This window comes from Sphingobacterium sp. UBA5670 (assembly GCF_002420705.1).
In the GTDB taxonomy this organism is placed as follows: domain Bacteria; phylum Bacteroidota; class Bacteroidia; order Sphingobacteriales; family Sphingobacteriaceae; genus Sphingobacterium.
Genome location: NZ_DIIM01000005.1, coordinates 320,912 through 342,571 on the forward strand (window position 1 = coordinate 320,912; position 21,660 = coordinate 342,571).

Annotated in this window: 17 protein-coding genes; 9 read left to right on the plus strand and 8 right to left on the minus strand. The window is 40.2% G+C overall.

The window, feature by feature from the left end:
* Positions 1 to 29: 29 nt before the first annotated feature.
* The 4 genes from B3C94_RS06860 to B3C94_RS06875 form a co-directional block, all read right to left on the minus strand.
* The gene (locus tag B3C94_RS06860) at positions 30 to 1,700 is read right to left on the minus strand and encodes a glutamine--tRNA ligase/YqeY domain fusion protein (protein WP_293900990.1); all 1,671 of its coding nucleotides are present in this window, start codon (positions 1,698 to 1,700) and stop codon (positions 30 to 32) included.
* 178 nt (positions 1,701 to 1,878) lie between these two features.
* Positions 1,879 to 2,526 carry a carbonic anhydrase gene (locus tag B3C94_RS06865; RefSeq protein ID WP_075994442.1) on the minus strand — a complete coding sequence of 216 codons (648 nt, stop codon included), beginning with the start codon at positions 2,524 to 2,526 and terminating at the stop codon, positions 1,879 to 1,881.
* Between the two features lie 209 nt (positions 2,527 to 2,735).
* Complete coding sequence (locus B3C94_RS06870; protein WP_120335077.1) at positions 2,736 to 4,280, minus strand: SulP family inorganic anion transporter; 1,545 nt, start codon at positions 4,278 to 4,280, stop codon at positions 2,736 to 2,738.
* A 238-nt stretch (positions 4,281 to 4,518) separates the two neighbouring features.
* A complete protein-coding gene (locus tag B3C94_RS06875; RefSeq protein WP_293901000.1) occupies positions 4,519 to 4,857 on the minus strand; it encodes a hypothetical protein in 339 nt (112 codons plus the stop codon).
* Positions 4,858 to 5,025: 168 nt separating this feature from the next.
* Between B3C94_RS06875 and B3C94_RS06880 the strand changes: the two genes are divergently transcribed.
* From B3C94_RS06880 to B3C94_RS06890, 3 genes are all read left to right on the plus strand, one after another.
* A complete protein-coding gene (locus B3C94_RS06880; protein WP_293901003.1) occupies positions 5,026 to 6,567 on the plus strand; it encodes a helicase HerA-like domain-containing protein in 1,542 nt (513 codons plus the stop codon).
* Between the two features lie 134 nt (positions 6,568 to 6,701).
* The gene (locus B3C94_RS06885; protein WP_293901006.1) at positions 6,702 to 7,613 is read left to right on the plus strand and encodes a sugar phosphate nucleotidyltransferase; all 912 of its coding nucleotides are present in this window, start codon (positions 6,702 to 6,704) and stop codon (positions 7,611 to 7,613) included.
* 96 nt (positions 7,614 to 7,709) lie between these two features.
* Positions 7,710 to 8,387: a TIGR02117 family protein gene (locus B3C94_RS06890; RefSeq protein WP_293901009.1), complete on the plus strand. Its 678-nt coding sequence runs from the start codon at positions 7,710 to 7,712 to the stop codon at positions 8,385 to 8,387.
* A gap of 111 nt (positions 8,388 to 8,498) precedes the next feature.
* On the opposite strand, the gene dnaK is transcribed toward B3C94_RS06890, so the two are convergent.
* From dnaK to B3C94_RS06905, 3 genes are all read right to left on the minus strand, one after another.
* Positions 8,499 to 10,403, minus strand: coding sequence for a molecular chaperone DnaK (gene dnaK / locus B3C94_RS06895; RefSeq protein ID WP_120335073.1), 1,905 nt, complete (start codon positions 10,401 to 10,403; stop codon positions 8,499 to 8,501).
* A 132-nt stretch (positions 10,404 to 10,535) separates the two neighbouring features.
* Positions 10,536 to 11,420 (minus strand): GLPGLI family protein, encoded by an 885-nt coding sequence (locus tag B3C94_RS06900; protein ID WP_293901014.1) that lies wholly within the window; start codon positions 11,418 to 11,420, stop codon positions 10,536 to 10,538.
* Positions 11,413 to 14,100 carry a TonB-dependent receptor gene (locus B3C94_RS06905; RefSeq protein ID WP_293901017.1) on the minus strand — a complete coding sequence of 896 codons (2,688 nt, stop codon included), beginning with the start codon at positions 14,098 to 14,100 and terminating at the stop codon, positions 11,413 to 11,415. The genes B3C94_RS06900 and B3C94_RS06905 overlap by 8 nt, the downstream gene beginning before the upstream one ends.
* 190 nt (positions 14,101 to 14,290) lie before the next feature.
* On the opposite strand from B3C94_RS06905, the gene B3C94_RS06910 reads away from it, so the two are divergent.
* From B3C94_RS06910 to B3C94_RS06925, 4 genes are all read left to right on the plus strand, one after another.
* Positions 14,291 to 14,845 (plus strand): thioredoxin family protein, encoded by a 555-nt coding sequence (locus B3C94_RS06910; RefSeq protein WP_293901020.1) that lies wholly within the window; start codon positions 14,291 to 14,293, stop codon positions 14,843 to 14,845.
* Positions 14,846 to 14,946: 101 nt separating this feature from the next.
* Positions 14,947 to 15,309, plus strand: coding sequence for an MmcQ/YjbR family DNA-binding protein (locus tag B3C94_RS06915; protein ID WP_293901023.1), 363 nt, complete (start codon positions 14,947 to 14,949; stop codon positions 15,307 to 15,309).
* A gap of 143 nt (positions 15,310 to 15,452) precedes the next feature.
* Positions 15,453 to 16,649 carry a PCMD domain-containing protein gene (locus tag B3C94_RS06920; protein WP_293901026.1) on the plus strand — a complete coding sequence of 399 codons (1,197 nt, stop codon included), beginning with the start codon at positions 15,453 to 15,455 and terminating at the stop codon, positions 16,647 to 16,649.
* 5 nt (positions 16,650 to 16,654) lie between these two features.
* Complete coding sequence (locus B3C94_RS06925) at positions 16,655 to 17,410, plus strand: porin family protein (RefSeq protein WP_293901029.1); 756 nt, start codon at positions 16,655 to 16,657, stop codon at positions 17,408 to 17,410.
* Positions 17,411 to 17,507: 97 nt separating this feature from the next.
* Here B3C94_RS06925 and B3C94_RS06930 read toward each other — a convergent pair whose 3' ends face one another.
* Positions 17,508 to 18,470: an isopenicillin N synthase family dioxygenase gene (locus B3C94_RS06930; RefSeq protein ID WP_293901032.1), complete on the minus strand. Its 963-nt coding sequence runs from the start codon at positions 18,468 to 18,470 to the stop codon at positions 17,508 to 17,510.
* 275 nt (positions 18,471 to 18,745) lie between these two features.
* Here B3C94_RS06930 and B3C94_RS06935 point away from each other — a divergent pair, with 275 nt between their 5' ends.
* Entirely contained in the window at positions 18,746 to 19,186 is a 441-nt protein-coding gene (locus B3C94_RS06935; RefSeq protein ID WP_075995002.1) for a MarR family winged helix-turn-helix transcriptional regulator, read from the plus strand.
* Between the two features lie 40 nt (positions 19,187 to 19,226).
* Positions 19,227 to 21,656: a 3-hydroxyacyl-CoA dehydrogenase/enoyl-CoA hydratase family protein gene (locus B3C94_RS06940; protein ID WP_293901035.1), complete on the plus strand. Its 2,430-nt coding sequence runs from the start codon at positions 19,227 to 19,229 to the stop codon at positions 21,654 to 21,656.
* The last annotated feature ends 4 nt before the right edge of the window (positions 21,657 to 21,660 follow it).

The window sequence follows — 21,660 nt, forward strand, 5'->3', positions numbered from 1 at the left end:
CGACCTGTTCTATTTTATAAGTTAAGGTTTTACGCGTTTTTCTTTACTTCCTTACCCCAAGAGTCTTTTAATGTAACCGTACGGTTAAAGACTAAATGAGTTGGAGTTGAATGTGTATCTAAGGTAAAATACCCCAATCGTATAAATTGATATCCTTTCCCCGGGGTTGCATTTGCAAGATCCGGTTCAATGTAAGCACGTTCAATAATATGTAGGCTTTCAGGATTGATCGATGCTTTAAAATCTTCGGCAGCAGCAGGATTTTCATCATTGAACAACCTGTCGTACAATCTCACTTCGGCCTCTTTTGCATGTGGAACCGAGATCCAATGGATTGTTCCTTTTACTTTTAATCCCGAAGTGTCTTCTCCTGATTTTGAGTTTGGAACATACGTACAATGAACTTCCGTTACATGGCCATTTTCATCTTTCACAAAATCATGACAGGTGACGATGTAAGCATGTTTCAAACGTACAGAAAGCCCAGGGCCTAAACGGAAGAATTTTTTTGGTGCATCTTCCATAAAATCATCACGCTCTATCCAGAGCTCCTTTGAAAATGGAATGGAGCGTGAACCTTCACCACCTTCGACTTCTGGATTGTTCTCGCCAACAAGATCCTCTACCTGACCATCAGGATAGTTTGTGATCACCAATTTGATTGGATCAAGAACAGCCATTCTACGCCATGCCGTTTTGTTGAGATCCTCACGGATACAAAATTCCAAAAGACTGACATCGATCATGTTTTCACGTTTTTGAACACCGATTTTTTCACAGAAGTTGCGGATACTCGCAGGTGTATACCCTCTTCTGCGCAATCCTGAGATCGTAGGCATACGCGGGTCGTCCCAGCTTTCAACAAACTTATCATTGACCAATTGAAGCAATTTTCGTTTACTCATGACGGTATAAGTCATATTCAAACGTGCAAATTCGTATTGTTTGGAAGGGAAAATCTCCAGTTTATCAATACACCAATCATAAAGTGGACGGTGTGGAATAAATTCCAGCGTACAGATCGAATGTGTAATTTTCTCAATAGAATCTGATTGTCCATGCGCAAAATCATACATTGGGTAGATACACCATTGATTCCCTGTTCTGTGGTGATGCGCATGTTTGATACGGTATAACAAAGGATCACGCAAATGCATATTCGGGCTAGCTAAATCAATCTTTGCACGTAGCACTTTTTCACCATCTTGATATTTACCGGCACGCATAGCTGCGAATAAGGTTAGATTTTCCTCAATAGACCGATCGCGATAGGGAGTTGGAACACCCGGTTCTGTTGGGGTACCTTTTGCTGCCGCGATTTCTTCAGCTGTGCTATCGTCAACATAAGCTAAACCTTTTTTGATTAGCTCAACTGCATAACTGTATAATGTCTCAAAATAATCTGAAGTATATAATTCCTCTGCCCACTGGAATCCAAGCCATTGAATATCTTTCTTGATACTTTCAACATACTCAGTGTCCTCAGTGACAGGGTTAGTGTCATCAAAACGTAGATTAGTCTTGCCATTATACTGCTGTGCTAATCCAAAATTCAAGCAGATTGATTTGGCGTGACCAATGTGGAGGTAACCATTTGGCTCAGGAGGAAAACGTGTCAATACACGTCCGCCATGCTTCCCTGTACGAAGATCCTCTTCGACAATTTCCTCGATAAAATTTAATGATTTTTCTTCACTCATAATACAAAGTTAATTATTCGCCGTGAAATATTAGCTAGGAGATCGTAGATATTCGGCTTAGTATGAGCGATCGAATGTGCTAGCTGTATCGGTAAGAATGGAGAGACTTAATAACGTTGGGATATGAAATAAAAAAGGGACGAAACTTCGTCCCTTTTTACCGATTTTTATTACTACTCTATTTATAAGCGAAGACTTCACCTAGTTCATCATTATTGGTAAAGGTACAGTGTTGATCAATCAATTCTCCCGTGCCGATATTGATAATCATGCCATGTACTGCAAGATCATTACGCTCTTTCCATGCGTTTTGGATAATCGACGTCGCACAAAGATTGAAAACCTGTTCTTGTACGTTGAGCTCGATTAAGCGATTTACTTTTTTATCATGTTCCTGGATCGCATCGATTTCTGCGCTATGTAAGCGATAGACATCCTTGATATGGCCCAACCAGTTGTCGATAATACCATACTGCTTACGGCTTAAAGAAGCTGCAACACCACCGCAGCCATAGTGACCAGCGATAATCACATGTTTTACTTTCAGCACATTCACGGCATAGTCTAATACGGAAAGCATACTCATATCCGAGTGAATGACCATGTTGGCAATATTACGGTGAACGAAAACTTCCCCCGGCTTTGTACCTGTCAATTCATTTGCGGGTACACGGCTATCTGCACAACCGATCCAAAGAATTTCCGGATTTTGACCTTTAGCAAGTTGTTGGAAGCGTCCTGTAGCGTCATTCTTTACGAATTCCATCCACTCTTTATTTCCTTTAATGATATTGTCAAATCCTATTTTTAAATCTTTATTTTCCATATTCTTCTTATTTCACTCTTGCCCAAAGGCATCGTTTCGATTTTATTATACTAATACAAATGTCTAAATTCATTGTTTACTTCAAACAACTTATTTTTTATTGAAAATCTGTTCTTGATGTTCAATAATCCTTCCTCTTGTTTCAACCAAGGGTTGCTGGTAGAACGATGGAAGATAATGTCTTACGAGATACGGCGAAAACCTTTCCCTTATGAGGATGGTTTTTTATAGACAACCTGCAAAAGCTCGATGTCTTTTCCCTTACTTCTCGCGTTCTGCTCAAAATCCTTGATGACTTCGATAACATCCTTGTCTATAAATTTACTGAATGTTCCATCAATGCGGATCTTACTGATAGATTTTGGTAAGCTGTATAATTTCTGTTGGATCGGAACCTTGTTCAAAAAGGATACTTCCTCCGCTAATGTAATGACAGCCTTATCTTCTTCATTGTCTTTTTCAACATTATATTTGAAAGCATTTTTCATATTTGCTCTCAAAATATAGAATGTCGCCACGACAATACCTATTCCTACACCCATAAGGAGGTCGGTAAACACGATCGCTACAATGGTGACAAAAAATGGGATAAATTGATCTAAGCCTTTTTTGTACATTGAGGTGAATAGACTTGGTTTAGCCAATTTATACCCTGTATGGAGAAGGATAGCCGCTAAACAGGCCAAAGGAATCATATTCAGCATTGTTGGGATAGCGAGCATAGCGACCAATAGCCACATACCATGCATGATAGCAGACTGTCTCGTTTTTCCACCTGCATTGACGTTTGCTGATGAGCGTACGATAACGGATGTCAATGGTAGACCGCCTAGAAGTCCACTGGTCATATTACCGATTCCTTGTGCAACGAGTTCACGGTTGGTTGGCGTATTTCTTTTGTAAGGGTCTATTTTATCAACCGCCTCGATACTCAATAAGGTTTCTAGACTTGCAATAATTGCAATTGTAAATGCAGCTATCCACACATCTTTGTTGACAATCTGTGTGAAGTCCGGTAGGGTAAATAATCCTGTGAATTCAGCAAAAGAACCTACAATAGGGACCAAAACAAATTGTTTATCATGCAATTGGAGCGCTGAGCCGTTGAAAAAATAAGCTAAGCTTACGCCCAGAATCACGACAACCAAAGGGGCCGGAACCTTATTAAGCTTTGGAATAGATGGCCAGAAGATTAGAATGGCCAATGATAGTGCACAGATGATCAATGCACCAAAGTTGATCGCAGAGGCGATCGTATCAAAATAAGCGCCAATACCATGTCCATTGTCCATTTCGAAGGCATGTGTTTCCACTAAGCCCAATGCCAAAGGAATCTGCTTCATGATAATTGTGATGCCGATCGCGGCAAGCATACCTACAATGACCGCTGAAGGGAAATAATTGCCGATCATCCCGGCTTTTAATATACCAAGAATGACCTGTACTACACCAGCGATCACGACGGCAAGTAGAAAGGTTTCATATGCGCCCAGGCTTTGAATAGCACCTAAGACAATAACGGTGAGACCTGCAGCTGGCCCACTTACACTGAGTGGTGATTTACTGATTGAAGCGACAACGATTCCACCAATTACACCAGTCAATAATCCTGCAAACAATGGCGCACCGGAGGCCATTGCAATTCCCAAACATAATGGAAGTGCCACCAAAAACACCACAACACTAGCAGGGAAGTCATATTTTAAGTCCCTTTTCGATAATTTTAGAAAAGCCGACGTACGAGTTCCAAACATAAAATTTGTGTTTATCTGTAAAAAAAGTTTTCATCAGGCAACCTTTAACTTACTGTGTCATTGTATCGTGTATATCGTTTTATATGCAGCATTGAAAAATGCGTCATGCTGCGTAAAAGCCAACGATAAAATTCGATCATGCCAGAGCAGATAGATTACTTCAGAAAAATCAAGGATACCGCACATGCTTTCTCTTTCGCATGCAGGTCGATGGAAGGACATCCCTTCAAGGATGCCTTTATGAACAGTTAGGAGGCGGTGTTGGAACCGTAGGATGGAAAGCTAAAATGCTTTTCTCATTTTTAAGATAATTCTTCTGTTTTCCTTGGTTCTCAACGAGAATAGTTTCAAATACAATAGGTTCTTCTGTTTTTGTATTGAAAAATTTTGAGGCGGTCTCAAGTGTATCATTACTTGCGCCGTTATTGTTCTCTATTTCCAGTTGTAAAACGACCTGTAAGATTGTGCTTTGATCTAAACTGTTGGAAAAAATAGGCGAAATAGAGATGGCCATCTTTGTGAAAAAGATGATAGCACAAAGGAATGCTGCTACAAATCTAAACTGCTTATTTAACATTTTTTAGTACCTTTAATCTTACTGTTTTACATCGTAAAAATAGTAATTCTATGTTAAATTCAAATTAATAGTGCACTAAAAATAAAATTTGGCACGAAATTGTGACGAAGAGATTATTTTTTGAAAAGTTTTCAATTTTTATTGATTTATAAATATTAAGCCTTTCATATGGCAAATAAAGAACAATTTATTGAGAAGGTCCAAGCTTCCTATAATCCCAAGGGAGCATTTATCTATTTGGGGGCGGGGATGCTTAACGGCGAAATTTTGGCTGATGCAAAAGTGAATTTAGCCTTGAAGATGATGAACCGTCACGGACTTATTGCCGGGGCGACAGGAACTGGTAAAACCCGGACGCTGCAATTGATCGCTGAGCGGTTGTCGGATGCCTCAGTACCTGTATTTATGCTCGATGTCAAGGGAGACCTGTCAGGTTTGGCAGTGCCGGGGGTGACCAACCAAGCACTTATTGATCGAGGAAATGCTGTGGGGGTACCGTTTGAGCCATCGTCGTTTCCGGTAGAACTGTATTCATTGTCTGGAAATAAGGGAATTCCGATGCGGATTACCGTAGAAGATTTTGGGCCGGTCTTGCTTGGCCGGATCCTCGAACTCAATGAAACACAGACTGGGGTATTAGCCGCGATGTTCAAATATGCACAGGATCACCAGATGCCGTTGATCGATTTCTCAGATACGAAGAAACTGCTTACCTACCTTTCCGAAGGGCCCGGCAGCGAAGAAATCAAAGCTGATTATGGTAAGATTAGTTCGGCAAGCTCGGGAACCATTCTGCGTAAGATCGTCGCATTGGAACAACAAGGCCTGGCGCATATCTTTGGCGAGAAAGAGTTTGATATCAACGATCTGTTTCAAAAGGTAGATGGAAAGGGGGTGATTAGCCTATTGAATATTTCTGATGTACAAGATCAGCCGGTGCTTTATTCTACATTCTTATTGAGCTTGTTGGCACAGCTGTTTAAAAATATGCCTGAAGTGGGTGACTTGGACAAACCTAAGCTGGTCTTTTTCTTTGATGAAGCCCATCTTCTGTTCAATGGGGCCCCTAAAGCCTTTTTGACACAAGTAGATCAAATCATTCGCCTTATTCGGTCTAAAGGGATCGGTGTTTTCTTTTGTACGCAGTCTCCAACCGATGTGCCGGAGTCTGTATTGGCCCAATTGGGGAATCGGGTGCAACATGCGTTGCGGGCTTTTACGCCCAACGATGCCGAAAATCTGAAGAAGACTGTAAAAACCTATCCAAAATCTGATTTTTATGAAATTGATCAGGTTTTGACTTCTTTAGGGACGGGGCAGGCATTAATTACCGTATTGAATGATAAAGGTATTCCTACAGAAGTTGTTGCGACACATCTGGTGCCAGCACGTGCCGTGATGGGGCCGGCTGATGATGCGACGGTGAGCCAAATTATCAACCAGTCTGATTTGCGAGCAAAATACCAGGAGCGACAAGAAAATCGTTCTGCGGCTGAGATCATAGATGAAAGAATGCAGACTGCAGCGCAGGAACAGCAACGCGCGGCTCAGGAAAAAGAAGCGGAGAAAGCAAGCCGGCCTAGCTCGAGGAGACAGACACCTTTGGAAGCGGCACAACGGACCGCTACAACGACTTTAGCAAGAGAAGGCGTTAAGTTTTTGGGCAAATTGGCAACAGGCCTATTAAACGCATTCTTAAAAAAGAAATAACAATAATTTTTTGATTCTTTTCGTTTCAATACTATACCTTTGGAGGTAAGGCTGAACTTAGCTAGATTTGCTTTTGAGGGCAAATTTAGCTAAGTTTGCGGACGAAAAGAAAATTCTATTAACGCAATTTAAATATGAGTAAACCAACCCTTTTGATTTTGGCAGCAGGAATGGCTAGCCGGTATGGTTCTTTAAAACAAGTAGATGGTTTTGGCCCACACGGCGAGACAATTATTGACTATTCAATTTACGATGCCATTCGCGCAGGATTTGGAAAAGTTGTATTCATTATCCGGGAGGAATTTCTGGAAAAAATGAAAACAGTATTTGACGAAAAATTGAAAGGTAAAATAGAAGTAGATTACGCTTTTCAAGATTTTGACCTGACGAAATTTGGTGTCAGCCACGTTATTGAAAGAACTAAACCTTGGGGTACAGCACATGCGGTAATGAGCGCTAAGGATAAAGTAAATGGACCTTTTTGTGTGATCAATGCAGACGATTTCTACGGATCGGATTCTTTTCAAAAAATGGCCGAATTCTTAACTACGGAGGTTTCTGACCAGCAAATGTCGTTAATGGGCTTTCAGGTTGGAAATACCATGTCTGATTATGGCTACGTTTCACGCGGTGTATGTGAAGTTACCCCTTCCGGACACATGGAAAGTGTAACGGAGCGTACAAATATATACTACAAAGGCGAGGGTGATGATCGTAAAATCGTTTATGAAGAAAATGGGGTGGAGACAGATCTTGACCCTAAAACCCGTGTTTCAATGAACTTTTGGGGTTTTACACCAAAGGTTTTCGAAGTAGCTCAGGCGATGTTCCCTGCATTTGTTGAGGAAAATAAAGAAAATTTGAAAGCGGAATTCTTTATTCCTTCGGTACCTGATTATATGGTGAAACATAAATTGGCAGATTTCAAAGTAATCCCAACTTCATCGAAATGGTTTGGTGTAACATATAAAGAAGATAAACCTATCGTACAAGAATCAATTTCAAAATTGGTTGCAGATGGAGTCTATCCGGAAAAGTTATTTTAAGAGCTAAAAGAAATAGCTTATCTTTCACCTGTATTGCCAGCAATACAGGTTTTTTTTGCCCTGTATGCTAGATGAATGAGCGGAAATAGATCTTAGATGAAAAAAATTCTTAAAGTGTTTGGTTATATTATTTTAGGATTGTTGTCTTTTTGTGTGCTCTATATTGTAGCTGAATACAGCCTGTCAAGAATTTCGGCTCCAAAGAAGAAAATAGATGAAGAGAAAACGATAGAGGTTTTTGTTCAGTCCAATGGTGTTCACACCGATATTGTATTGCCTGTCGTTAACGAAGACATGGATTGGTCTGTGCTATTTCCTTATGCGAATACAGTTGGAAAACATAGTGGATATCGTTATGTAGGTATCGGTTGGGGTGATAAAGGGTTCTATTTGGATACGCCTGAATGGAAGGACCTGAAAGCATCGACAGCCTTTGTGGCAGCCTTTGGATTGGGGGAGTCTGCGGTTCACGTGACCTATTACAATACGGTTCAGCAAGATGAATTATGTTTTGCTTACCAGATCAGCAGGTCACAATATCGAGATCTGATAAAGTACATAGAAGATTCGCTAGATCGAAATCAAGCGGAAACTATTTTGGTGAAAACTGACGCACAGTATGGTGACTCAGATGCCTTTTATGAGGCAAAAGGTGCCTATAGCATGTTTTATTCCTGCAATACCTGGACAAATAATGCGCTCAAGAAGGCGGCTATGCCAGCGGGAATATGGGCGACATTGGACAAGGGAATATTAAGCCATTATAAGAAGTAGCTAGAAATCCATAAGAAAGATCTCGTTGAATGTGAAGTGAGATAGTGAAAATAATAGACATAAAAAAAGCTCCAGGATTAATCCCGGAGCTTTTTTTATGAGGAGGAGTGATTACTTCACTTCTTCGTAATCTACGTCAGTTACGTCATCACCACCTTGGTTTCCACCTTGAGCCTGACCTGCATCACCTTGAGGTTGTTGTGCACCACCTTGAGAAGCAGCATACATTTCTTCAGAAGCAGCATTCCATGCATTTTGCAATTCTTCAGAAGCAGCATCGATATCAGCAAAGTTTTTCGCTTCGTAAGCAGCTTTTAATTTTGTTAAGCCAGCTTCAATTGGCGCCTTTTTATCTGCTGAAATTTTATCGCCATATTCTTTCAATTGTTTTTCAGTTGAGAAGATTAAAGCGTCAGCTGCATTCACTTTGTCAGCTTCTTCTTTCATTTTTTTGTCGGCATCAGCATTTGCTTCAGCTTCTTCTTTCATGCGTTTGATTTCGTCGTCAGACAAACCTGAAGATGCTTCGATACGGATGTTTTGTTCTTTTCCAGTAGCTTTATCTTTCGCAGATACTTTGATAATACCATTGGCATCAATATCAAAAGTAACTTCGATTTGAGGAACGCCACGAGGAGCTGGTGGAATATCGTTCAAATGGAAACGGCCGATAGTACGGTTTTGGTTTGCCATAGGACGCTCACCTTGTAGGATGTGAATTTCTACAGATGGCTGATTGTCTGAAGCAGTAGAGAACGTTTCCGATTTTTTAGTTGGAATTGTTGTATTTGCTTCGATCAATTTAGTCATCACACCACCCATTGTCTCAATACCTAATGAAAGCGGAGTAACATCCAATAATAAAACGTCTTTTACTTCACCTGTCAATACACCACCTTGGATAGCAGCACCTAAAGCGACAACTTCATCCGGATTTACACCTTTAGAAGGCTCTTTTCCGAAGAATGCTTTTACAGCGTCAACGATTGCAGGGATACGAGTAGAACCACCTACTAAGATAATTTCGTCAATATCAGATTTGCTGAAACCAGCATTTTTCAATGCAGACTCACAAGGAGCAATTGTTCTCTTGATCAAGTCAGCTGCCAAAGCCTCAAATTTAGCACGTGATAATGAACGAACTAAGTGTTTGGGACCAGTTGCATCAGCAGTAATATATGGCAAGTTGATTTCAGTAGAAGTTGCGCTTGATAGTTCGATTTTCGCTTTCTCAGCAGCTTCTTTTAAGCGTTGCAATGCCATTGGGTCTTTTTTCAAGTCAAAGCCATTGTTTTCGCTTTTGAATTCTTCGTTCAACCAGTTGATGATTACGTTATCAAAGTCATCACCACCTAAGTGAGTATCACCGTCAGTAGATTTAACTTCAAATACACCGTCACCTAATTCCAATACGGAAACGTCATGTGTACCACCACCACAGTCAAACACAACAATTTTCATGTCTTTGTGTGCTTTGTCCAAACCGTAAGCTAAAGCTGCAGCTGTAGGTTCGTTGATGATACGTTTTACAGATAAACCAGCGATTTCACCAGCTTCTTTTGTTGCTTGACGTTGTGCGTCGTTGAAATATGCAGGAACTGTAATAACAGCTTCAGTTACTTCTTGACCTAAGAAATCCTCAGCAGTTTTCTTCATTTTTTGAAGAATCATAGCAGAGATCTCTTGTGGTGTATATTTACGGTCGTCAATTTCTACACGCGGTGTATTGTTGTCACCTTTAACGATATTATAAGGTACGTGTTCAGCTTCTTTTACAGCTTCATCGTATGAAAGTCCCATAAAACGTTTGATGGAATAAATAGTTTTATGTGGGTTAGTAATTGCTTGACGCTTTGCTGGGTCCCCAACTTTGCGCTCGCCACCTTCTACGAAAGCTACGATCGAAGGAGTCGTACGTTTACCTTCGTTGTTCGTAATTACTACAGGCTCGTTACCTTCCATTACGGCAACACATGAGTTTGTAGTACCTAAGTCAATTCCTATAATTTTAGACATATCTTGTATTTTAATTTTTTACTTAAATAAATTCTATCAGTCTATTATCAACCCTTATGCCAATCCAAAAGTTTTGTAAAAAAAACACTATTTGTCATCAATTTGTCCTTAGGTACTGCCAAACTGACATTTTCAATACACCAGTTGTTCTAATATCCTTTTTTTGGCTGACTCGTTTTGGCGATTGCGTGGCATATATCTGCCAAAGATTTCCGAGAATTCAGCAAGTTTCATTTTTTTTGATTTCTTATCCCGCCAGTCAGCAGGAACAAGTTTATTGGTATAGGCGATATTTGTAGCCCAATATTGAATATGCATTTCCGGAATGACAAGACCCAATATCATGCCGGGGAGACCATGGCTCAATGCAGGCCCCGCCGAAACAGGAATTTCTTCCGAATAGTAAGCGATCAGATAGAGTGAGTCTTTGGTAGCACCATTGACTCTGCGGCAGTTTACTCCGGCAATATTGCGGAATTCCTCGGTGAAACGCCAGGTAATGCTGTCCAATGTTTCCGAAAGAATGTATTTTTCGTCGATGTCAAGCTGGATGTCTGCTGTACCAGCTTTCAGATCCTGGTAGAGGACTTTACCGTTTTTGTTGGCTCCACCACCCCTAAATTGCCCCCTTTGGTTTCCCCCGATTCGGCCTGCTCCTGGAGATCTGCCAGCCCTTCCATTGGATGAAGTTATTGTAGGCGCAGCCATTTTTACTTCATTATTTTGCTTTTCACTTCCCGTACTTTCCTCTGGCATCAATACGGTAGCATTCTCATCAAAGTAGAAGTTTAGTTTTTCTGTATGCGAATCTGGCATCCTGTCGAGATATTCCGACATTCCCATACCTCTGTCCATCCTTTTCGAGCTCATCTCGTTAGAGAGCTGACGCATGCGGGCTTTCGTATAGGTGACTTTGTCAAAACTGATCGTACCCCTGCTTCCAAAATAGGCATATTGCGCCTGAAGTGATAAACCACACAAGCAGCAGATGATGGCTAAATATATTTTTTTAATCATTTCCTTTTCCTAAATATTTATTAAAATCCCATTTTATACCCACCAAAAAATACTGTGTCAATACCTGTTGGACAGATTCGGAGTAATTGGTGTCACTCGAATTGCGACGTGTGTTATTAAAAGTGTTGAAAAGGTCAAAGGCCTTTAAGCTGAGTGTCATGCTCTCATCCTTCAGTACTTTTTTCTCCAATTCGATATTGGTATAAAATTGATTGATTGATTTCTTATAGAGTTTCGTGGGGCCTGCATAGCTATAGAATATGTTTGCCATGATATTAAACTTCTTCGGTAGAAAGTATTTGACATAGGCCGAGGTCCCACCTTGAAAACTTGTTGCGTCGTATTGCGTGTTGATCGAATTTTGCTGGATATTAAAGCCGGCATTTGCGGAAAGGTCGAAATCAAATCCTTCTGAATCTTGCTCATTTAAGCTTGAACCTAGGCCAAAGTTGGTGTTTTTTGCATTGTTGAGCAGAAACTCGCCGCCGGATTGTCCGCCTTCAAATTTGGTGTAGCTGTAGCTGTTGTTAAATCTAACGTTTGCACTTTTGTTAAAATTGATACGTCGATTGGCCAATGGCTGCATATGATTGATATTCAGACCGCCATTCCAGTTGGATTTACCCGATAGGTTTTCATAAGAACTGATTTGAGCCGAATTGTCAAGTATGGTTGTTTTGTTGACAATAGGATTGTTAACAAATGACAAGTTCCCGTTGATATTAATATTTGTTCCTTTCAATAAACTGAATGCATTATAATTGGCCGAAATATTATTGTTCACCGCGCGTTTTAGGTCGGGATTACCAACTTGTTGAAATAAAGGATTGGTCTGGGGCTGTAGTGGTTGTAGCTGGTCAAACGATGGAATGATATTGGAACTTTGATAGGCTAAACGTATATTTCTACTATTTGAAATACGGTAATTGGCATCAACATTTAAATTGTTGTCCCAAAAATTACGAGCAAGATCGATTGATCTATAACTATCATTTAACTTCTGATTCTTGTAGAATGTACGGTTGGAAAAATTGATCTCCAACTTTTCTTTGCGATAGGAAAAGTGCACATTAACACCCTGATTGGTGTTATTGTCGATCTGGTTTTGAGAATATAATGAATCAAACTTTTGTGTGATATTGTCAATCGAATTTTGGGTATTTGTATTCTTCGAATGATTAAAGCTGTAGCCGAAAGCCAGATTGATATAGTCGTTGATCCGGTTATTGAAGTTGATCGAAGAATTGAAGTCATTGCCTTTATTCCGGCCATGTCGAGTTTGGTTGATAATTGTGCTATCCCCCGTTTTGTAGAAATAAGTTCGTGAATTGACTTTACTTTCTGAATCTGATTCTTTGTGATTGTTGCCGACCATCAGGTTTAAAGAACGTCCCGCTTTTAACCGTTTTCTATAATTTAAGCGAAAATTACTGTTCGAGCTTGAAGAGTTCGATTGATTGTTTTCCCTAAAGTCGCTGATCGGATTTCCCGAATCATCGCCTGTTTTGCTGTCTGTATACGTTTGACTCGTGTTGCTTGCCCAGTTGGCATTCGATTGGAGTTCCATATTTTGTGTGGAATCCAGCCGCATGCTGAGGTTCGACCTGAGACCATTACTTCGGCTATGTCTCTCGCTATCGTTTTTACTGTTTTTTTCCTGAATGGATTGGTCAGGTAGCACATTTTTATTGTAAGTCTCTGAGTGGTTCTTGTTGCTGTTGTTGTCATAACCATAGTTGGCGTTTACCTTTAGGGCCTTTTTGAAGAACTGATTTTCATAGTTAGCACCAAGGTTTGTATTCAATGGTTCGCCTGTAATTTGGTTGTTCATTCGTAAAGAACCTTCACGACCACTTGAACTGCCCATGTTATTGTGACTGCCCGTGATGCCAATGCGCTCAGTCTTATTGAATTTGGCTGCAAAGAGATTTCCAGCATACAATCCTTTGGATCCCGCCAATGCCTCCATGTTCCCAAAGATACCCTTTCTGGCTTTCTCCTTAAGGACTACGTTAACGGTTTGGATCCTTACGCCATCATCGATGCCTGACAGCTCCGCTTCCTCGGATTTTTTCTCATAGAGCTGCACCTTGTCAACGGCATCTGCCCGTACATTTCGAATGGCTATTTTGGGATCATAACCAAAAAATTCTTCCCCATCGATAAACACTTTCTGTACGGATTTTCCTTGGGCCGTGATACTTCCATCGCCGGTAACCGTGAAACCGGGAAGACGACGTAGTAAATCTTCTAACTTGGCATTCTTTTCTGTTGCAAAACTCGCTGCATCATATTCTATGGTGTCACCTTTCAGTGTAATTGGAAGACGACGGGTAACAATTACCTCCTGCAGGACATTTTTTTGAGAATTGATTTTAATATCATGTAAGTCGAGATCTTTGTCTGCGATTTGGATGGTATCACTATAGAGTTCAAACTTGGGATAAGTGGCCAAAATAATGTAGCTTCCCGGTTTGATATTTTTTACCTGGAACTTTCCCTCCTCGTTGGCTCGGTTAAAATAACGGAGAACTGAATCGCGATTCAATAAAATAATTGAAGCATTGGTAAGCGGTTTATCATCTGCTTTATCTAGAATCCTCCCTTTGATGTTTATTTGGGAGTAAGCACTGTTGATAATGATAAATAGTAAAAGTATTAATTGAACTAATCTTTTCATGTACGGGTTGTATCTTTCAAATATAATTTACTTAATCGTTAATAAATGTAAAATATCTTTTCTGAATGTAAAATCTTTGGTATATGAGGTAGAGGAGAGGATGTTTTTTATTGCATTCAATACAGATTGTTTGCCTTGGTTTTTTTGAGAAAGTTGGAAGTAAAATTTACCTTTGCACAAATTTGATGTTATGACGTTTGAAAATTATTTGCAACAATTCGAAGATATCTTAAACCATCCTGAGAATCACCCAGCCTATCAAGATGATGAATATTATCAGTATACCAAAATGAACTGGACAAGAATGGGACGCTGGTTAAAACGCTTTGAACCAACGGCGACTTTTGAACAGTTTGTTGAGTCCATTACTGAAAAGCAACAATGGATCATTATCACTGAACCTTGGTGTGGGGACGCGGCACATTCAGTGCCGATGCTCGTTAAAATGGCCTCTAAAAATCCCAATATCACGGTAGATATCCAACTGCGTGACAGTGCCCCCTTCCTGATTGATTCTTATCTAACCAACGGTGGGAAATCTATTCCGATTTTAGTGATCCGTAATGAAGCTGGACAAGATCTGGCTGTCTGGGGGCCAAGACCAAAAGCATGTCAGCAACTGTTTTTGAACCTGAAAGAAAAAGAAGTAGATTTCTCCGAAATTAAAGAAGAGATTCAAAAATGGTATAATGCTGATAAAGGAGCGGAAATTCAAAGAGAAATCCAGATGCTGCTAGAAAAATAAAGTAAAACGACCCGCTGTTTTTTTGTTAGCTTTATATAGATTATTGTCCAGTTTATGGTGGGCATTCGGCTTTATTTAGCAGATAATTAAAACAAAAAAATATGAATATTGAAGATCTGAGAGAATATTGTTTATCTATTGGGCCTGTCATGGAAGAAACACCATTTGGTCCGGATACATTGGTATTTAAGGTTGGCGGTAAGATTTTTTTATTGGTCGGGCTAGATCAGATTGATGAATTACGGTTTAATGTGAAATGTGATCCTGAGCGAGCGATTGAGCTGCGTGAAAGGTATGAACATACGGTACTTCCGGGGTATCATATGAATAAAAAACACTGGAATACCGTTATTGCCAATCGAGAACTTGATGATAGAAAACTGGAGGAATTGATTTTGCATAGTTATCAACTGATTATGGAAAGTCTACCCGGTAAGATCAAGCAAGAAATCCGCGGACTCTAGGTTACTTTACGTGTAAAGAATTAGTTGCCTGGTAAGAAAAAGGCGTTAACTTGACTCTTTTTGGGGCTAGGAATGGTAGCTTTGTCAAATCAATGTATTGCTCAATAACATTGATCTTTAAATTTACACTAAATATTATTTTTATGAAACGGACACGAAATTACTCGTGGGTAATTTGTTTTATGCTTCTTTTCAGCTTGGGAAGTTGTATAAAGGAAGAAGCGCTCAATATGGAAGCAGATATTGTTGGGGTTCATGCAGATGAAGATGTCTTTTTGCTGAATCCAGTTATCTCAAATACGCAAGTTACGCTTTATCTTCAACCCAATATTGATGATCTGACCAAGTTGAATATGACTTTTGATCTGACTCCCGGAGCCTCCATCGAACTTTTAAAGGATTCTTTGAAAATGCCTGCCGGAACGCAGAACATTGATCAGGCCCTTGTCGATCAATTACTGAAAAATGGAGTGTATTATAAGGTTACGTCCGAAGATCGTCAGTTTACAAAGAACTATCTAATTAAAATTGTCAAAACTGATGGTGGATTTGTGCCAACGGAGTATGGTTTTGAGGATATAGCGATTGATAAAGACGATAAATACACCATTTTTTATAATAAAATTGATGGTCAGGATTTCTACAATTGGGCTTCTGGAAATCCAAGTTTCTCCTTAACACTGAGTTTAGGAGGAGGAGCAAAGGAACCTGAATCATATCCGACCAAAACGACTTCAGATGCACATTCAGGAACAAAAGCAGCTTTATTGGAGACGAAGCTGACTGGTGCTTTTGGAGCGATGTTTAAAAAACCTATTGCAGCAGGAAACCTGTTTATCGGAACATTTGACACCGGTCCAGTATTAACAGATCCACTGTCGGCGACCCAGTTTGGTCTTCCTTTCAACCAGATACCCCTAGCGCTGGAAGGTTACTATAAATATAGTCCTGGTGCGAACGTGACCGATGAAAACATGAAACCTGTGAATACCAAAGATTCCTGCGATATCTATGCCGTGTTTTATAATCGCAAGCAGTTGATGGATTCCGAACCTGATCCAAAGAAGAAAGTGTCCTATTTGACGGGGCACAATATTCTAAAAGATCCAAGCATTGTGGCTATCGCCCGGTTGGAAAATGGTGGCGCAACAGCGGCAGGAGGCTTTGTTAAGTTTACATTGCCGTTTAAATACACCGCTACAGTAAGTGATGCTGATGTAGCTAACCTGGACTACAGCATCGCTATTGTGATGTCGTCGAGTAAATATGGTGATAATTTTATTGGGGCCGTCGGAAGCAAATTAACGGTAGATGATCTCAAAATTGTAACGAAGAAATAATGAAAATGATAAAATATACAATCGCACTTACTGCGATGGTTTTGATCGGATCTATCGCCCATGCGCAAGAAAATACTGCGGATGAAAGTAAATTAGACTTCGATGTAATGGTGGGCGGTAAGATAGGCGGGGCGGCACCGCTATCGTTGCCGCGTGAAATCAGAAAAATTAAAAGTTATAATCCTAATGTTCCTTTTTTTGTGGGAGCAAGAGCAAATTATCATATTGATCCCAAATGGGGAGTATCCTTGGGGTTAACTTTCGAAGGAAAGGGGATGGATACCAAGGCGAGTGTCAAAGGATACAAAACGACTTTCAACGCAGTGAACGATTCCAAAGAGGAGCTTAGAGGATATTATACAGGAGATATTACAACCAAAGTGCATAATCTGTATCTGTCTGTTCCTATTCAGGCGACCTATCAGCTTTCAGATCGTTGGAATGTACAGGCAGGTCCGTATATCTCCTTCGCGGTGAAAAAGGAGTTCTATGGTGAGGCCTACAATGGGTACCTTAGGCATGAACAGCCTACAGGAAATAAAATTGTTGTGGATAATGCCGATTATGACTTCGCGGAGAGTGTCAGGAGTATTGATGTTGGCATGAGTTTGGGAGCCCGCTATGCGATCGATAAAAAGTTTTTTGCCTTAGCGCAGTTTGACTATGGCTTCAATAATATTATGAAAACCGGATTTGAAAGCATCAGTTTTGGTTTACATAATATTTTTATGAATGTTGGCGTCGGTTATCGATTGAAATAGTTTAACGATCCGAAAAAGGTAAAGGCCGATCTTAAAGAGCGGCCTTTACCTTTTATACTGTTCCGAGCATTTAATCCAAATTAAATGATGGTAAGTGTTACATTTTTAATCCGATTTCTCTTAAGCGTTCATCCAGATACTGACCAGCAGTATAGTCTTCGTAGACTTTTGGATGTTCTGCGTCGATACAAGAGTCTAGGGAAGCTAAGCTCATGGAAGATTTTGGGTGCAAAAAGAATGGAATAGAAAAACGAGAAGTGCCCATTTTTTCACGTGGAGGATTTACAACGCGGTGTGTCGTTGATTTCAGCTTATTATTGGTCAAACGTTGCAACATATCGCCTACATTAATAACGATATCTTCACCTTTAGCTTTAATAGGAAACCATTCACCATCTTTTGTCAATACTTCAAGTCCATCTGCGCTAGCACCGATCAATAAGGTAATGAGGTTGATATCTTCGTGGGCGCCTGCACGTACAGCGTCAGGAGCTAAGGCATCGGGATCACTGATTGGGAAGTAATGGATCGCACGCAGAATAGAATTACCATTGATAACAAATTTTTCAAAGTAATTTTCTTCCAGATCAAGGTAGGTCGCAATTGCCTTCAACAGGTCGCGGCCCGTATCCTCTAACTTTTTATAAACTTCAGCTGTAACACCGTTAAAGCGGGGAATTTCAGTTACTTCAGGGTTATCTGGAAAATCAACTTTGGAATATTCTTCACCAACGATCGTTTGACCACGTTGCCAAAATTCTTTTAAGTCTGGGGTCTTCGAATCTTTGGCTTTTTCTCTTCCCTTTGCTGTATAGCCACGTTGACCTGCAAGTTCCGGAAATTCATATTTTTCCTTTGTCTCGGTCGGCAAACCAAAAAATTCAGGAACTACTTGATATAATTCCTCAATCAGTTCTTTTATTAAACCATGATTAGCAATCGTTACAAAGCCTGTTTCGTTAAAAGCCTTGCCAATATCTTGAATAAATTGATTTCGTTGTTCTTGGGTTCCTTGTGTATAATGTAGCAAGTCCAAGCGAGGTATGTTTACTAAAGCCATACGATGTTGATGTTTGTTCGGGACAAAGTTAACGGAATTAATTTTGATTATTAAACAGAACTTGTTAATAAAAGTTTTGTGTTTTGTTTTATTGTGCTGTATTTCAGTGTTTAAAAGTTTTCCACATTTCACATTACTGGTGGGTGGACCGGAAAGATAGAGGCAGATCCATACTGACGAATAAATGACAAAATTTATATTTTCGAGCTTGTTATTCTAATTACGAACTAGTATATTTGTTATGCAAGCATAATAAATAGCTTGTGAGTACGCTTATGAACCAAAATCAGACAATCGACTATTTTTTAAAAACAGGCTGGCAGACAATTGCCAATAAATATAATCAAATTGCTTCACAGTACGGTTTTACCCAGGCTGCAGGTTATATTTTGATTAATATTCATAAAGAAGGTACGCCTGTTTCTCAGATTGCAAATTTGACGGGAGTTAAAACAACTAGTTTGTCTCGGGTGTTGAATAATTTGGAATCATTGGGATTTATTTACCGCGAAACTAGTGAAACGGATAAAAGATCTGTAAAAGTGTACCTGACTGAATTAGGTCGGGAGAAAAGAAGAATTGCCAAAGATGTGGTCCGTAATTTCAATCAATATCTAGCGGATAATTTTTCAGAAAATGAACGTGATCAATTGATTGCTTCTTTAGCAAAGCTCAATGAGCTAGCAACGAGCTACAAGGAAGAGGTAATCGTCTAGAAGTTAAACCAAATGTACAGAAGTGCATACTAAATATGTTATGATGAACAGAAATATTAGAAAAGTGGCAGTTCTCGGTTCGGGTGTTATGGGCTCGCGAATTGCTTGTCATTTTGCTAACATTGGTGTTGAAGTTTTACTGTTGGATATTGTTCCGCGTGAACTGCTCCCGGCGGAACAAGCCAAAGGTCTCACGCTGGAGAGTAAGGTCGTTCGGGACCGAATTGTCAACAGCTCCCTAGAAACGGCTTTAAAAACAAACCCTTCACCAATTTATAGCAAGTCATTTGTCAGACTTATCAAAACAGGAAATTTTGATGATAATCTAAAAGATATCGCTCAGGTGGATTGGATTATCGAGGTTGTTGTAGAGCGGCTTGATGTTAAAAAATCTGTTTTCGAGCGTGTTGAGCAATTCCGCAAACCCGGAACATTGATTACTTCCAATACTTCGGGTATTCCTATTCATTTAATGACAGAGGGCAGAAGTGATGATTTTAAAGATCATTTTTGTGGTACGCACTTCTTCAATCCACCGCGCTATCTCCCTTTATTGGAAGTCATTCCAACTCCGCATACCAAGCCTGAAGTCGTTGATTTTATTCTTTACTTCGGCGATAAAATGTTAGGCAAATCCGTTGTATTGTGTAAAGATACACCGGCGTTTATTGGAAATCGTATCGGTGTTTATTCGATGTTGGCGGTTACTCATTTGGTGGAACCTCTTGGGTTGACAGTGGAAGAGGTCGACAAATATACTGGCCCTGCAATGGGACATCCCAAATCTGCAACATTTCGTACGGCCGATGTGGTAGGACTTGATACCCTGGTGAATGTTGCTAATGGGCTAGCGCAGAATGCGCCTGAAGATGAAGCTAAAGGCGTTTTCCAGCTTCCTGCATTCATCAGTAAGATGGTAAAGAATAATTGGTTGGGTGAGAAAACCAAAAAAGGTTTTTATGAGAAAGTAAAAGCTGCCGATGGTAATTCGGAGATTTTGTCTTTAAATCTAAAAACACTGGAATTTGGTTCACAGCAAAAAGTGAAATCCGCTACTTTGGAAGCCACCAAGCCTGTAGAGGATATCCGCAAGCGGATGAAGGTATACGAACAAGGAAGCGATAAAGCGGCGGAACTCTTCCGTGCCATGCATTATCCATTGTTTGAATATGTTTCCCGTCGTGTTCCCGAAATTACGGATGACTTCTTCCGGATCGATGATGCCATGCGTGCCGGATTTGGTTGGGAATTGGGACCATTTGAAGTATGGGATGCGCTAGGTGTTCGCGAGACTTTAGCAAAAATTAAGGCGGAGGAAAAGCGACTGCCAGGTCAAGATGGGGAGGTTGCTTCCTGGGTACACGAAATGTTGGAAGCGGGATGTGAATCATTCTATAAAATTGAAAATGGTGTGCGTCACTATTATGATATTGCGACCAAATCGTATAAAGCTATTCCCGGCACGGAAGATCTGATCGTATTGGATCACATTCGGGAAAGTAAAACAATCTGGAAAAATACGGGTGTTTCTATTATTGATCTTGGCGATGGTATCATTAATTGTGAATTTCATACCAAGATGAATACCATTGGTGGCGATGTTATCCAGGGATTGAATAAAGCAATTGACCTTGCTGAAAAGGAATATCGCGGTTTAGTGGTGTCCAATGATGGGAAAAACTTTTCTGCTGGAGCCAATATCGGAATGATTTTCATGATGGCGGTCGAACAGGATTTTGATGAATTGAATATGGCCGTCCGTGCATTTCAAAATACATCCATGCGCTTACGTTACTCTTCAATTCCCGTAGTCGTTGCGCCTTTTCAAATGACGCTCGGTGGAGGCTGTGAATTCTCCATGCATGCCGATTTTGTTCAGGCTCATGCAGAAACCTATATGGGTTTGGTTGAATTGGGCGTCGGTGTTATTCCTGGTGGCGGTGGAACTAAAGAATTTACCCTTCGGGCTTCAGAGGAGTTTAAAGAGGATCAGATTGTTCAAAATACCCTGAAAGATAAATTTCTGACAATTGGGCAGGCAAAAGTTTCAACTTCTGCTTATGAAGCCTATGAACTTGGCTATTTGCAGAAAGATAAGTTTGGCATTACAATGAACCGCGCCCGCCTGCTGGCAGATGCGAAAGCGAAGGCATTGGAATTGGCCGATGAGGGATATGTACAGCCAGCTCCACGCAACGATATCAAGGTTTTAGGAAATCAGGGATTGGGAATTGTGTATGTGGGAGCTTCGTCGATGCGAGAGGGTAACTATATATCGGATTATGATCGCAAGATCTCAGAAAAATTAGGTTGGGTGATGTGTGGTGGAAACTTATCCTCTCCAACAGAAGTATCTGAACAATATCTATTGGATCTCGAACGTAAAACATTCCTTGAACTCTGTGCAGAACGCAAAACGCTCGAAAGGATTCAATTTATGTTGACAAAGGGTAAACCTTTGCGAAACTAGAACT